Source organism: Agrobacterium sp. CCNWLW32 (assembly GCF_037083425.1).
In the GTDB taxonomy this organism is placed as follows: Bacteria; Pseudomonadota; Alphaproteobacteria; order Rhizobiales; family Rhizobiaceae; genus Agrobacterium; species Agrobacterium radiobacter.
Genome location: NZ_JBAOJM010000007.1, coordinates 122,951 through 135,683, shown reverse-complemented (window position 1 = coordinate 135,683; position 12,733 = coordinate 122,951). Strand labels below are relative to the sequence as shown.

The following is a 12,733-nucleotide window of genomic DNA, read 5'->3' as shown; positions in this document are numbered from 1 at the left end:
ACCTAGAGAGAATTTTCCGGAAGCGCTGTTCCGGCGGGTTGGTCACACAGCCGTCTGCCCATCGAAACGAACGGAGAAAGCCGCTTTAAAAGTTGCTCGAAATTATCGAATGGCCTCAGCGCCGAGGCCCGGCCCATATTGACGATGGCAACCGCCATCATGTCGGTGTCGATCGCGAAGGGGTAGTCCTGCTTACCGTCGTCCTGCTCGCCGACGAAATAAACCATCTTCGTCGTAAGGCTCGGCGCGCAGAGAAGCAGGCCCTTTTCCGCCACGAAGGGCCAGTCTTTCTCACCCTGCATTTTCGCAATCTTCTGGCTGCGGAAATCCTTAGCCTCGGGAATGACGCTGCCGGCGGGCACGGCTGCAGCCGCGCCAGATATATTGAGCGCAAGCATAGCCGCCGCCGCCAGCATCAATGCGCCACCGCGGCAGCGGCAGCCTCGTCGATAAGACGGCCGGTGCGGAAGCGGTCAAGCGTCAAACCGGCCGCCAGGCGATGCGGTTCGCCACGGGCGATGAGATGCGCGAAGAGATTGGCCGAACCCGGCGTCGCCTTGAAACCGCCCGTGCCCCAGCCGCAATTGACGAAGAGGTTCTGCACCGGCGTCACGCTCTGGATAGCGGAACGATCAGGCGTGTTGTCGGTGATCCCGCCCCATTGCCGCATCATCTTGACGCGGCGGAAGATCGGGAACAGCTCGCAGATGGCGTCGAGCGTGTGGGTGATGATCTGCAGGCCGCCGGTCTGCGAATAGGAGTTATATTGGTCCGTGCCAGCGCCGATAACCAGCTCGCCCTTGTCGGACTGCGAAATATAGGCATGCACCGTGTTGGACATGACGACACAGGGGAAGATCGGCTTCAGCGGTTCCGACACCAGCGCCTGCAGCGGGTTGGAATGCAGAGGAACACGCACGTCCGCCATCTTCATGATGACCGAGGAATGACCGGCGGCGGAAACGCCGATTTTTTTCGCGCCAATGAAACCGCGATTGGTCTCCACGCCCGTCACCGCGCCATCAGGCCCGCGGCGAATGCCCGTGACCTCACAATTCTGGATGATGTGCACGCCACGGTCTGAAGCCGCGCGCGCATAACCCCAGGCCACCGCATCGTGGCGGGCCGTGCCGCCGCGGCGCTGAAGGGCTGCACCATTGATCGGGTAACGCGCATTGCCGGATATATCGAGTGGTGGGCAATAGGCTTTCGCCTGCTCCGGCGTCAGCCACTCATTGTCGATGCCATAAAGACGGTTGGCATTGATATGGCGGCTGAAGGATTGCCGATCATGGATATTGTGCGACAGCATCATCACGCCGCGCGCCGAATACATGACGTTGTAATTGAGATCCTGGCTCAAGCCTTCCCACAGTTTCAGGGAATGCTCGTAAATATCCATGCTCTCTTCATAGAGATAATTGGAGCGGATGATGGTGGTGTTGCGGCCGGTATTGCCGCCGCCGAGCCAGCCTTTTTCCAGAACTGCGACATTGGTAATGCCGTGTTCCTTGGCAAGGTAATAGGCCGCTCCGAGCCCATGCCCGCCGCCGCCGATGATGACGACATCATAATCCTTGCGCGGCTCGGGTGAAGCCCATTGCGCATCCCACCCTTTATGACCCCGCAACGCCTCACGCGCCACGGCAAAAACGGAATATTTGCGCATTCGCAGTCTGCTCCTCAAGAACCGGCCAGAGGCCGTAAACATAGTTCCGGCCCGTATCATACACATGGCAAATCGGGATGGGAGGCAATATTCATTTTGCGACGTCGCAATGATTTTGTTTCGACATCGCAGGCGGAATTCCGGGCAGGCCGCATTTTGCTGGTTGATTATGCGCTAGCGGCTGGACTTGCTGCAAATGATCTGTTATTGCACGTCACCAATCGCCCAGCTCGACAGCCGGACGAACCATTTTTTGTTTGCGTGTGAATGCCTTTATTCACACAGCAAGATAACCAAACTAAAGGAACGGGTTTAACGTGCAGGTACTAGTCCGCGACAATAACGTTGATCAGGCGCTCCGCGCCCTGAAGAAAAAGATGCAGCGCGAAGGCATTTTCCGTGAAATGAAAATGCGCGATTATTACGAAAAGCCCTCCCAGAAGCGCGCCCGCGAAAAGGCTGAAGCCGTTCGCCGCGTTCGCAAGCTGGCACGCAAGCGTGCACAGCGCGAAGGTCTGGTTGCAGGCCCCCGCGCAGGCCGTTAATAGGCCGTCTTTTGGACGTTTTTGAATGCTTGTTGGGCGGGGGCGATCAATTCGCCGCCGCTCTTTGTGTTTGTGGCCGGAGAATGTTCTTGAGAACGATCGTGAGACCGGCCTGCGAGGGAACCCACACCGAATGATCGCTGTCGACGCCTGTGTTGTGAAAAACTCCGATGCCTCCACGCGCCGGGTGCCATTGAAAAACAACAGAGGGTTCCGCGCTTCTCTGGTCGTCTGTACCGTCCTTGCCGGTCTTTCCGGCTGCGCGACTTCCAACCAGACGGAAGATGTGTTCAGGATCGACCGCGCCCAGGGTTCGCAGGAAAATATCGCCTCGCTTACCTCGGTCATCAACGCCAATCCGCAGGATCCCGAAGGCTATAACGTCCGTGGTTCGGCTTACGGCCGCGCCGGTGATTCGCGCCGCGCCATCGAAGATTTCAACAAGGCGCTGCAGCTCAACCCGCGCTTTTACCAGGCCTATGCCAACCGCGCGCTGGTTTACCGCAATAGCGGACAGCAGCAGCAGGCCTTGCAGGACTACAACGCCGCCCTGCAGATCAATCCGAGCTATGACGTGGCGCTGATCGGCCGTGGCAATCTTTACCGCCAGTCCGGACGCGTGAACGAGGCTTTCAACGATTTCTCCCGCGCCATCGAGCTTGAAACCACCGACGGACGCGCCTGGCACAATCGCGGCCTGATCTACCAGCTGCGCAACCAGCATGCCCAGGCCATCGAAGACTTCTCCAAGGCGATCTCGCTGTCGTCGACATCGCCGGAGCCCTATAATGGCCGCGGTCTTTCTTACGTCGCACTCAATGACGACGAAAACGCCTTCGCGGATTTCAACCACGCCATTTCGCTTGACGGTAATGTGGCAGAATCCTGGGCCAACCAGGCGCTCGTCTATGAGCGGCGCGGCGAGATGGCCAAGGCCGCCAAGTCCTATGGGCATGCGGCCCGGCTCGACCCGAAATATAAGCCGGCACTTGACGGCGTTGCCCGCACACGCGGCGCCGGCGCCTCCTGATCAAACGGGCACGAACAAAAAAGCCGGCGGGTCTGTCACCCGCCGGCTTTTTTATGGAAACCGATGAGGCCTCAATGGCTGTCGCGGCGTGCTTCCGGCGTGGCGTCACCCGCCCACAATTCCGCCTGCACCGCATTTTGAAACTCCATGACTTCACGCCGCATGGCAGCGTCCTCATAACCGAGTTCCGTCAGATAGGCGGCCAGTTCACGGCACTCCCTGCGCCAGAAATCATTCGCCTCCACACCATGTAGCCGGTCGAGCATGGTTGCACATCGTTTAACGTCGGCAATACGGTTCTTTGCCGGAAAGGCGATTACTTCTGAACTCGTTGTCACGCGGGCACCTTGCTCTTGCTGAGGAATCAATACCGACTTTTTAAAGGCGAGATGGTTAACGAAGTCTGCAGAGGATGTAAGACAGCGAGCAATGGCCGCAAGAGAAGGCTTTTATGCCTCTCAAAAGCATGGAATCGCATGGTAAGGCAGCCCCGATCGGGGGAAGTCAGCAATTACCGAGGAATTTACCAATCAAGATTACCGAAATTTCATGCCGCAACCGTTAGAAGAAGTATATGTGTGTTGAAACAGCACCGGTCTCATCGTATATTTCTTGCAAAGAAAAAAAATGCCGCAGCGCAGTCAAAAATGGAGAAATCGTTCTCGGGAGGAGAGCACCATGTATGCACCTCGTGTTTTTTTCAGCATGATCGGTGCATTGCTTGCCTTTGCGGTTGCGACATATTTCATCCACGGCTCCTTCTATACGGCATTCATCCAGACCCTCATCTGTGCGGTCATTCTGCAAGTCGGTTATTTTATTGGGATTCTTGTTCTGGTCGCCCGGGAAAAACGGCGCATGCGGGAAACCTTCGCGGGGGACCGTGGCACCGAGGCAATACCGGCGGACGCCGTAAAAAGCCCGCCGCCGCATGGCGCCAAACTGACCGATATGTGAGTTTTTACGCAGCTTCTTTTATTGCGCCGCAAAAAAATCGCTTGCATCCACACGCCTGACACTTTCTGCTGGCCAAATCCTGACGGTTGGTCAAAGCAGAAGGACAACACATGGTGAGTGGTTCACAGCCCATTTGCGTCATCATCGCTGCGAAAAATGCATCCGAAACGATCGATATAGCCATCCGCTCCGCCCTTGTGGAGCCGGAGGTCGGGGAAGTCGTGGTTATCGACGACGGTTCCACCGATACGACGAGCGATGTGGCGCATGCGGCGGATGATGGCACGGGCCGTCTGCGGGTCGTACGATTCGATGTCAATCGCGGCCCTTCGGCCGCGCGCAACCACGCCATCTCGATTTCATCCGCGCCGTTGATCAGCATTCTCGATGCGGACGACTTCTTTTTCCGGGGTCGTTTCGCAGCCATGCTGGCCGATGACGACTGGGATCTCGTGGCCGACAATATTGCCTTCATCCAGCAATCGGTCCCCGGCGCATCCTCCATACAGCCGGTCCGTTTCGAACCGCAGGCCCGGTTTCTGTCGCTCACGGAATTTGTGGAAGGCAATATTTCCAGGCCCGGTGTGGAGCGCGGGGAGACCGGCTTTCTGAAACCGGTGATACGCCGCGCATTTCTCGACAAACATGCATTGCGTTATGACGACGGCCTGCGGCTTGGCGAAGACTACGAACTTTACGTGCGGGCGCTTGCCGCCGGTGCACGTTACAAGGTCATCCGCCATTGCGGTTACGGCGCGATCGTGCGCGGCAACTCGCTGAGCGGCCGTCACCGCACCGAAGATCTTCGCCGCCTATATGAGGCGGACAAGGCCATTCTCGCCGGTTGCCGGCTCTCGGCAGAGGAAACGGCGATCCTGCGCGAACATGAAAAACATATCCGCGCCAAATTCGAGCTCCGTCATTTTCTCGATGCGAAAAATCAGAAGGGCATGGGCGGTGCGCTGAGCCACGCCCTGACGCGGCTGCCCGCCCTGCCCGCCATCACGCGCGGCATCTGGACCGACAAGACCGCGCGCTTCCGCAAACCGCCGCCGGTGCGGGATGTTCGTTATCTGCTGGATGGCACGCCGGTTTCGTGAGGGTAGAACCCACTGGCGCAAGAACGACGACAAGTCCGCCGTTCCCTCCTCCGTCATGTCGGACTTGATCCGGCATCCAGCCACGGCACGCCTGCGCGTGAAAGAGTCTTTCGCGATCAATGACTTGATCGCGCTGGACCCCGGATCAAGCCCGGGGTGACGGCCTGCGGATGCTCCGCTTTGCCAAACGCATAGGTGCCGCTGCACTTTATCCGTGGCGCGAGCGGAAGCACCGCCGCCGACTATCTTAGACCCTCAGAGATAGTCCCGCTTCACCGTTTCCAGAACGGCGGCGAAACGCTCCTTGCGCTCCTCCAGCCGGCCGTCCGGGCTGAGGCGTGGCTCCGCACGGCTTGCCTGCCAGAGCGCCAGCGTGGAAGGCGCGGCCAGCACCTGCTTGGCCAGTTTGCGCAGCGATCGGGACTGATTCTCCTGCGGCCGCACCAGCACATCGCCCTCATGCGCCGGGCCCCCATGCGCCGAGACGGAACCGGTTTCGGCAATGACCGGGCCTGGCGGCGGCGGGAAACTCATGCCCCAGAAGCGCGAGCCCTTTTTCGCCGCCTCGGCGCGGGTTGAAACCGGCACGTAGCGCGGCTGATATTCGACACCCACGCTGCCGGCCCAGTCGCTCCATTTGAAGCTGTTGATCGACGGCGAGGTGCTGACCGCGACCCACGGCACGCGGAAGGCATCGGCAAGGATTGCGCCATGCATGGATTCGGCGACGATGAATTCCGACTGCGCGATGGCGCGGATGACAGCCTTCGCCTCGCCGCGCGGGTCGAGATAGGTCAGCCCGGCCGGTTCGCAGACCGTTTCCCACATGCCGAATTCCGCCGATTCCCAATGGGGAACGAAGGTCTTCTTGTAGAGCTTCGGCAGGCCTTTGAAGTCAGGCATCTCGGTGACCATGACAGCCGGGTCGACAATGCCCTTTTCAGGGGCGAGCCCGAGCTTGGCGGCGGTTTTGTCGCCGCGCACACAGCGAATATCCCAGAACTCGGTGCTGGTATCCGGCACTGCGCCATAACCATAGCCGCTGCCGATCACCAGCTTGCGCTGCTTTGCGGGCAAAAGAACATCGTTCAGCACGGTGCCGACGCCGACCAGCATGACATCGTCATGCACATCGCGCAGGCCCGGAAGCAGAAAGTCCCACAGCCACAGGTTGAGATCGTCACCGAAATTGCCGTGATGAGATTCCCAGTGGTAAGGTTTCATGAGGTCACTCCTGGGTGAAAAACATATAAATTCTTGTGGGCGAGAATTCGCTCATCTCGAGCGGACGATTTTTCCGGCACCGAGTTCGAAAGCAGCACGCAGCAGTGCGGGATCGCGCATCGCCCATTTCAGAAGCAGTCCGAATTCGGGCGCCTTGCGCCGTTTCAGATTGCCCGCCTGACTCCACAGCGCCTGTTTGCGCGCCGTGTTTTTATAGGAAGCGATGGAGGCGACATCGTCCGGCCGGCGTGAAAAACGGCCCTCCAGCGTATCGAGCGCCACCCAGGTATTGAACTGCTGGCGCAGGAATTCCGGAGAGGTATTGTCGATGCTGTGGAAGATATTGACGCCCATGCCACGCATCGCGCCGGCATCATCACACAGAAGCGTCCGCTTCGATGCGAGGATGGAATCACAGAAAAACAGCACGTCTTCCGCCGCCAGACGCAGCGCCGGGTCGAAGCGGATCTTCTCGAAAAGAGGACGGCCGATCACCATGCAGGAGAGATGCAGGAAGCTCCAGTTGCGCAGCATGACACTTGCCAGATCCGGCAGTTCGATCACCAGCGGCTTCTCGGAAAGCCTTGCCGCACCCTCATTTTTTTCCAGCTCGGAAATGGCGAAATGATAATAAAATTCGTCACTTGCCTGCATTGAGGCCCAGTAGCACTCGCCGCCATAGGTCTGAAGCGCGAAGGCAGCATTGCGCAGATGATCAGGTGTCCAGATATCGTCGGAATCCAGAAAGGCGACATAGTCGGTGCCATCAGGGATATTGTCCAGACCGGTATTGCGGGCGCCGCCCGGTCCGCCGTTGGACTGTTTAATGACGATAATCCGGTCTTTCTGTTCCTGCGAAATTTCCGCAAGTTCCTGATCGATCGGGTATGGCGATTCGTCATCGACGATGACAAGATCGAAGTCCTGGTAAGTCTGCGCAAAAACCGATGCGAGTGCACGTCCCAAGATACCGTGCTGCTTTTGGTAGTAGGGAATGACGACAGTAAATCTTGCCATTGTTTCGCCCCTTGCGTTGATCAAGAAGTGTCGGGCCCGATCCTAAAAGCGGCCCCGATGGTATCGGCAACTCCCAACCGGCTTCCTCCCGCCGGCCTCCAGAAACAGGATGCTTGTATGCCCCCAGCGCCAAATGTAAAGACCATCACCACGAATGTCGGCTGGAGCGTTTTATCAAAAACAGGGACATTCGGGCTTAAATTTGTCACGGTCCCCATTCTTGCACGGTTGCTTTCCCCAGAGGAATTCGGGGTGGTGGCGGTAGGACTAACGGTTGTACAGTTTCTGACCATGATCGCCGGCGCGGGGCTCACCTCTGCCCTCATCGTCGAAAAGGAAGAGGATATGGAAACGATCCATACCGTCTTCTGGGCCAATCTGGCGATCTCCTGCACCATGGCTGCCGTCCTCTACATCTGGGCGGAGTTTTTCGGCGGGCTGCTAGGTGCAGTGGAAAGCGCCTATCTGCTGCGCATCATGGCCTTCCTCATTCCGCTGCAGCTTGCTGGCGATGTTGCCTATTCGCTGCTCGCCCGGCGCATGAATTTCAGCAAGGACGCGCTTTGGAGCATGGCGTCGGAAAGCATCGCCGCGGTTGTCGCCGTGGTGCTCGCCCTTCTCGGCTTCGGCGTCTGGGCGCTCATCATCCAGCTTTTCGCCGCCGCCCTCATCCGGCTTGTCGGGCTGTATGCCGTTTCGCGCTATTGCCCGCGTTTCGTCATGAAACCGCGCCGTCTCGTGCCGCTTCTCGGCTTCAGTTCGGGGCTGATGGGATCGGAAATCGCCAATTTCGTCACCTTCCAGTCACCGATGGTGGTCATTGCCCGACACCTGGGTCTGGCGGATGCCGGCGCCTATTCCGCCTCCAATCGTTTCGCCAGCATTCCCAATCAGGTGGTTCTGTCCGCCGTCATGGGCGTTCTGTTTCCCGCCTTCAGCCGCATGATGGACGATCCGCAGCGCCGTCGTGATGCACTGATGTTCAGCACGCAGGTTCTGACCGTGCTCTTGGCGCCGATGATGTTCGGCCTCTGGGCCGTGGCCGAGCCCGCCATGCTTGTCATCTTCGGGCAGAACTGGGCCTATGCCTGGCCGGTTCTCGGCCTGCTGGCGCTATCGAAGGCCATTCTGACACCATGCAGCACCTTCATCCCCTACCTGAAGGGTGCAGGTTACGGCCGCGTATTGTTCTGGTCGGCGACGATCCGCGCCATCGTCACCACGGTGGCAGTGTGGCTCGCAGCACTTTACGGCACGCTGATCGACGCCATGGTCTGGCTCTGCATCGTCAATGCGGTAACGCTGGTCGCATATTCCTGGGCGGTGTTCAAGGCGAGCGACACACCGTTCTTCCGCGGCCTTTATGTCAGCAGCAGGCCGATGATCGCGGCACTCGTGATGGCCGTTGCGGTGCGTTATCTGCTTCACGTTCTGGCTGAGCGCATTCCCAGTGCCACCCTTCAGGTTCTCATCGGCGCAGCCGTGGGCGGCGTCATCTACGGGGTGCTGATCCTGCTCACCGAACGCGCGCTGCTTGGGAAAATCTTAGGCATGGTCAAATCGCGGCGTATGCGGGACACTGCAACCCAAGGTTAGAAATATAGCGGAAAAATGCGCCTCATTTCCGCCGTTAAGCGCCCTCGCCGCGAGGTTTTCATTCACCGCGGCGAGGTCAAGTCAGCCGTCTTTTTGCAGCGCAACATCACGGCAAATGACAAATTCACACGCTTCAGCGATTTTTAACGATGTGTGAGTTTGTAAAAATTTCAGTTATTTCAATTATTTGACTTCCATTCAGCGAAGAAATGGCGCTGACGCCAGACATTCACCCGCAAAATCTAATCTTGTGTTTTTCCCGCGTCGCCACATTTTATCCCAAAGTCGAAACCAGACTTTCCAGTGCGGGCTTACGTTCGCTCTGGTTGCAACGCGGCGTGGGTGGACGCCGCCCAATAGGGGTGACTGATGTGACTGTCGATCAGAACCTATCCTCCCGTATCAACTTGATGCGCATATTGCTGATATCAGGAATCGTGTTCGTCCATGTGCCGCACGATGCCGAGACCAGCCCGTTTCTTGGCCTTTACGGCTTCTTCGACTGGCTGCGGGTTTTTCTGGGCGATGCGCTGTTTCGCATCGGCGTTCCCTGTCTCAGCGCCATTTCCGGCTATCTGCTGTTTCGCCGCGGCATGAGCGGGTTCGATTATCCGGCGACGATCCGCTCCAAGTCAAAAACCGTGCTGCTGCCTTTCCTTCTGTGGAATGGCGCGCTGTTTGCGGCCGTATTGCTGATCCAGCTCTTTGATGTCGGCATCGGGTATTTCCCCGATCTGTGGAATGCCAGCCCGCGTGAAATCATCAGCCATGGAACCGCGCTCGAAGAGCTGCCGGTAAATGTGCCGCTTTATTTCCTGCGCGACCTGTTCGTCTGCATTCTGCTGTCGCCGGTGCTCGCCTTTCTGATGCGCCGCTTCGCCCTGCCGACCCTCGCCATCCTGCTCTTCATCACCGCCATGCCTGACCTGACGATCTTCATCGTCCAGAAGAAATCCATTCTCTTCAGCTTCTCGCTCGGCATCGCGCTTGCCCTCCACCGTATCGACGTCAAGGCGCTCGACCCCTACGCCGTGCCGATCATGGCGCTGACCTTTGTCGCCTCGGCCATGTTGGCGACGGGACTTTATCTCACCGGGCCGGAATTCACCTTCTGGCTCAACATGTCGCGCAATCTGCTTGCCGTCTTCGGCGCGCTCGGCTTCTGGGCATCCTCCGCGCTGTTGATCCGCAGCCGGCTTGGCCAGCGGCTTGCCGAAACCGGCAGCCTGAGCTTCTGGATATTCTGCGCCCACTATCCCCTGCTCGTCATCATGTGGATGGTCTGGAACAAGGGCGGGCCGGACTTCTATCCCGCCTTCTATATCACCGCGACACTTTCCGCCTTTGTCATTCTGATCATCAGCAACGCACAGACGCGGAAATATCTACCGGCCGTCTATTCCGTGCTCACCGGAAGCCGCAACGGCAAACGCAAGACGATGACCGATTTTGCGACCAAACGGGCCTCCATGATCGGCCCGCCCACATCCGAAACGCTTTATTCGCAACGACAGAGGTGAACCAATGACAACATTTGTCACCCGCGTTCAGACACGCATTCTTCTTGCCACGGCCCTTTCGGCCGCAGCTTTTGCAACGCCGATCCACGCGCAGGAAGGCAACGGCACGTCCTTCATCGAGAACTTCGATTCCATGGACCGATCTTTCTGGTACGTTTCCGACGGCTGGAACAACGGCGCGCATCAGAACTGCACCTGGTCGAAGAAGCTGGCAACGGTGGAAAACGGCCAGCTCACACTCGGTTTCGAGGAAGCCAAGGCCGGTGATCGCAACTTCGCCTGCGGTGAAATCCAGACCAAGGGGCGTTATCGCTACGGCACCTATGAAGCACGGATGAAGGCCGCCACCGGCTCCGGCCTGAACTCCGCCTTCTTCACCTATATCGGCCCGACCGACAAGAAGCCGCACGATGAAATCGACTTCGAGGTTCTCGGCAAGAACACGGGCAAGGTGCAGCTGAACCAGTATATTTCCGCCAAGGGCGGTAATGAGAAGCTGGTGCCTGTGGAAGGCGGCGCCGATGCCGGCTTCAACGACTACGCTTTCGTCTGGGAGCCGCAGCGCCTGCGTTATTACGTCAACGGCAAGCTCGTCCATGAAGTGACGGACGAGACGAAAATCCCCCAGAACGCCCAGAAGATTTTCTTCAGCCTGTGGGGCACCGACACGCTGAAGGACTGGATGGGCCGGTTCTCCTATGCGGGACCATCACAAATGATCGTTGACCGGTTTGCCTTCACGGCGCTCGGTGACAAATGCCAGTTTCCAGAGTCCATCGCCTGCGCCCTTAATTGACCGCATTTTTGAACCGCTCCGATTTTTTTGCACCAAAACCTAAGCTGCGGCGTCTCTGACGCATGAAACCAACCGGAACCCTGCATGACCCATGTTCTTTATCTCGCGCATGATCTGTCGGACCCCGCCATTCGTCGGCGGGTACTGACCTTGCTTGCGGGCGGGGCACGGGTCACGCTGGCCGGTTTCCGGCGCGGGCAGAACCGGCTGGCGGAGATTGAAGGCGTCGTGCCCGTTGTGCTCGGGGAAACCGCCGACGGGCAGTTTCTGCAGCGCATGGCGGCGGTGGCGAAAGCCAGCCTCTCGCTGGGCAAGACCCTGAACGACATCCCCGCGCCCGATGTCATTCTTGCCAGAAACCTGGAAATGCTGGCTTTGGCAAAGCGGGCCATGTCGATCTATGCCGGGCAGCCGGCACTGGTTTATGAATGTCTCGACATTCACCGCCTGCTTCTCAACAAGGGCAAGCCCGGGCAGATGCTGAACGCCGCCCAGCGTTATTTCGCCCGCGACGCGAAACTGCTGATCACCAGTTCTCCGGCCTTCGTGGAGCATTATTTCAAGCCCGTGTCGGGCCTCGACCTTCCCGTCCTGCTGCAGGAAAACAAGGTGCTGGCGCTCGACACCGCCGTTGCCGCCGCCCCGCAACCGCGCCCGCCCGCCCCCGGCGAGCCGTGGAAAATCGGCTGGTTCGGCGCGCTTCGCTGCCGCAAATCACTTGAGATCCTCGCCGAATTTGCCGGACGCATGCAAGGCAGGGTCGAAATCATCCTGCGCGGCCGGCCGGCCTATTCGGAGTTTTCAGATTTCGACGGTTTCGTAGCCGCCGCCCCGCATGTGCATTTCCACGGACCTTACAAGAACCCCGAAGACCTCGCCGCCATCTATAACGAGGTGCAGTTCACCTGGGCTATCGACTTTTTCGAGGAAGGCCAGAATTCGAGCTGGCTTCTGCCCAACCGGCTTTATGAGGGTTGCCTTTATGGCACCCTGCCGATTGCACTTGCCGGCACGGAAACTGCGCGTTTCATCGAAAAGCGCGGTATCGGCTTTGTCCTGCAGAATGCCGACGCTGACGATCTTGCCGCCCTGTTTGCGGAGATGACCCCGCAAATCTATGCGGACGCCTTCAACACCCTCTCGACAACAGACAGGAAACAATGGCTGACCGACCGCGACGATTGCCGTCAGCTGGTCCAGCACTTGTCCTCTCTCGCCAAATCCGCCTCCGGCCACGCCCGCGAAGCGCAGTTTTCACCCGTGTAGTGCGTAGGGGGCA

The 12,733-nt window shown here is 58.6% G+C and carries 13 protein-coding genes; 8 read left to right on the top strand and 5 right to left on the bottom strand.

Annotated features, from left to right (window positions below; genetic code table 11):
- Positions 1–2: 2 nt before the first annotated feature.
- Together V6R85_RS16405 and V6R85_RS16400 are read right to left on the bottom strand one after the other, a co-directional pair.
- Positions 3–413 carry a hypothetical protein gene (locus tag V6R85_RS16405; protein ID WP_035213317.1) on the bottom strand — a complete coding sequence of 137 codons (411 nt, stop codon included), beginning with the start codon at positions 411–413 and terminating at the stop codon, positions 3–5.
- Between the two features lie 2 nt (positions 414–415).
- Positions 416–1,669, bottom strand: a complete 1,254-nt coding sequence (locus tag V6R85_RS16400) for a sarcosine oxidase subunit beta family protein (RefSeq protein WP_003508543.1) — start codon at positions 1,667–1,669, stop codon at positions 416–418.
- Positions 1,670–1,986: 317 nt separating this feature from the next.
- Between V6R85_RS16400 and rpsU the strand changes: the two genes are divergently transcribed.
- Positions 1,987–2,214, top strand: coding sequence for a 30S ribosomal protein S21 (gene rpsU / locus V6R85_RS16395; protein WP_003508541.1), 228 nt, complete (start codon positions 1,987–1,989; stop codon positions 2,212–2,214).
- Positions 2,215–2,347: 133 nt separating this feature from the next.
- Entirely contained in the window at positions 2,348–3,244 is an 897-nt protein-coding gene (locus tag V6R85_RS16390) for a tetratricopeptide repeat protein (RefSeq protein WP_003508539.1), read from the top strand.
- A 71-nt stretch (positions 3,245–3,315) separates the two neighbouring features.
- On the opposite strand, the gene V6R85_RS16385 is transcribed toward V6R85_RS16390, so the two are convergent.
- Positions 3,316–3,582 (bottom strand): DUF6074 family protein, encoded by a 267-nt coding sequence (locus V6R85_RS16385; RefSeq protein ID WP_020812422.1) that lies wholly within the window; start codon positions 3,580–3,582, stop codon positions 3,316–3,318.
- 340 nt (positions 3,583–3,922) lie between these two features.
- On the opposite strand from V6R85_RS16385, the gene V6R85_RS16380 reads away from it, so the two are divergent.
- The gene (locus tag V6R85_RS16380) at positions 3,923–4,201 is read left to right on the top strand and encodes an exopolysaccharide production repressor protein (protein WP_336377087.1); all 279 of its coding nucleotides are present in this window, start codon (positions 3,923–3,925) and stop codon (positions 4,199–4,201) included.
- Between the two features lie 110 nt (positions 4,202–4,311).
- Positions 4,312–5,301 (top strand): glycosyltransferase family 2 protein, encoded by a 990-nt coding sequence (locus tag V6R85_RS16375; protein ID WP_111834585.1) that lies wholly within the window; start codon positions 4,312–4,314, stop codon positions 5,299–5,301.
- Between the two features lie 255 nt (positions 5,302–5,556).
- Here the strand turns inward: V6R85_RS16375 and V6R85_RS16370 are convergent, their stop codons facing one another.
- Positions 5,557–6,525 carry a polysaccharide pyruvyl transferase family protein gene (locus V6R85_RS16370; protein ID WP_080867078.1) on the bottom strand — a complete coding sequence of 323 codons (969 nt, stop codon included), beginning with the start codon at positions 6,523–6,525 and terminating at the stop codon, positions 5,557–5,559.
- A 51-nt stretch (positions 6,526–6,576) separates the two neighbouring features.
- The gene (locus V6R85_RS16365) at positions 6,577–7,542 is read right to left on the bottom strand and encodes a glycosyltransferase family A protein (RefSeq protein WP_107677763.1); all 966 of its coding nucleotides are present in this window, start codon (positions 7,540–7,542) and stop codon (positions 6,577–6,579) included.
- Positions 7,543–7,659: 117 nt separating this feature from the next.
- On the opposite strand from V6R85_RS16365, the gene V6R85_RS16360 reads away from it, so the two are divergent.
- The 4 genes from V6R85_RS16360 to V6R85_RS16345 all read left to right on the top strand — a co-directional run bounded on the left by V6R85_RS16360 (position 7,660) and on the right by V6R85_RS16345 (position 12,720).
- Positions 7,660–9,138: a lipopolysaccharide biosynthesis protein gene (locus V6R85_RS16360; RefSeq protein ID WP_060723448.1), complete on the top strand. Its 1,479-nt coding sequence runs from the start codon at positions 7,660–7,662 to the stop codon at positions 9,136–9,138.
- A gap of 371 nt (positions 9,139–9,509) precedes the next feature.
- A complete protein-coding gene (locus V6R85_RS16355) occupies positions 9,510–10,658 on the top strand; it encodes an acyltransferase family protein (RefSeq protein ID WP_077998598.1) in 1,149 nt (382 codons plus the stop codon).
- Between the two features lie 4 nt (positions 10,659–10,662).
- Positions 10,663–11,454 (top strand): glycoside hydrolase family 16 protein, encoded by a 792-nt coding sequence (locus tag V6R85_RS16350; protein ID WP_112295403.1) that lies wholly within the window; start codon positions 10,663–10,665, stop codon positions 11,452–11,454.
- Positions 11,455–11,538: 84 nt separating this feature from the next.
- Positions 11,539–12,720 carry a hypothetical protein gene (locus tag V6R85_RS16345; protein WP_003508515.1) on the top strand — a complete coding sequence of 394 codons (1,182 nt, stop codon included), beginning with the start codon at positions 11,539–11,541 and terminating at the stop codon, positions 12,718–12,720.
- Positions 12,721–12,733: the final 13 nt, after the last annotated feature.

Coding starts and splice junctions, on each gene's coding strand:
- V6R85_RS16365 (WP_107677763.1), bottom strand. CDS start 7,542: ATGGCAAGATTTACTGTCGTCATTCCCTACTACCAAAAGCAGCACGGT.
- V6R85_RS16370 (WP_080867078.1), bottom strand. CDS start 6,525: ATGAAACCTTACCACTGGGAATCTCATCACGGCAATTTCGGTGACGAT.
- V6R85_RS16375 (WP_111834585.1), top strand. CDS start 4,312: ATGGTGAGTGGTTCACAGCCCATTTGCGTCATCATCGCTGCGAAAAAT.
- V6R85_RS16360 (WP_060723448.1), top strand. CDS start 7,660: ATGCCCCCAGCGCCAAATGTAAAGACCATCACCACGAATGTCGGCTGG.
- V6R85_RS16400 (WP_003508543.1), bottom strand. CDS start 1,669: ATGCGCAAATATTCCGTTTTTGCCGTGGCGCGTGAGGCGTTGCGGGGT.
- V6R85_RS16390 (WP_003508539.1), top strand. CDS start 2,348: ATGATCGCTGTCGACGCCTGTGTTGTGAAAAACTCCGATGCCTCCACG.
- V6R85_RS16380 (WP_336377087.1), top strand. CDS start 3,923: ATGTATGCACCTCGTGTTTTTTTCAGCATGATCGGTGCATTGCTTGCC.
- V6R85_RS16350 (WP_112295403.1), top strand. CDS start 10,663: ATGACAACATTTGTCACCCGCGTTCAGACACGCATTCTTCTTGCCACG.
- V6R85_RS16345 (WP_003508515.1), top strand. CDS start 11,539: ATGACCCATGTTCTTTATCTCGCGCATGATCTGTCGGACCCCGCCATT.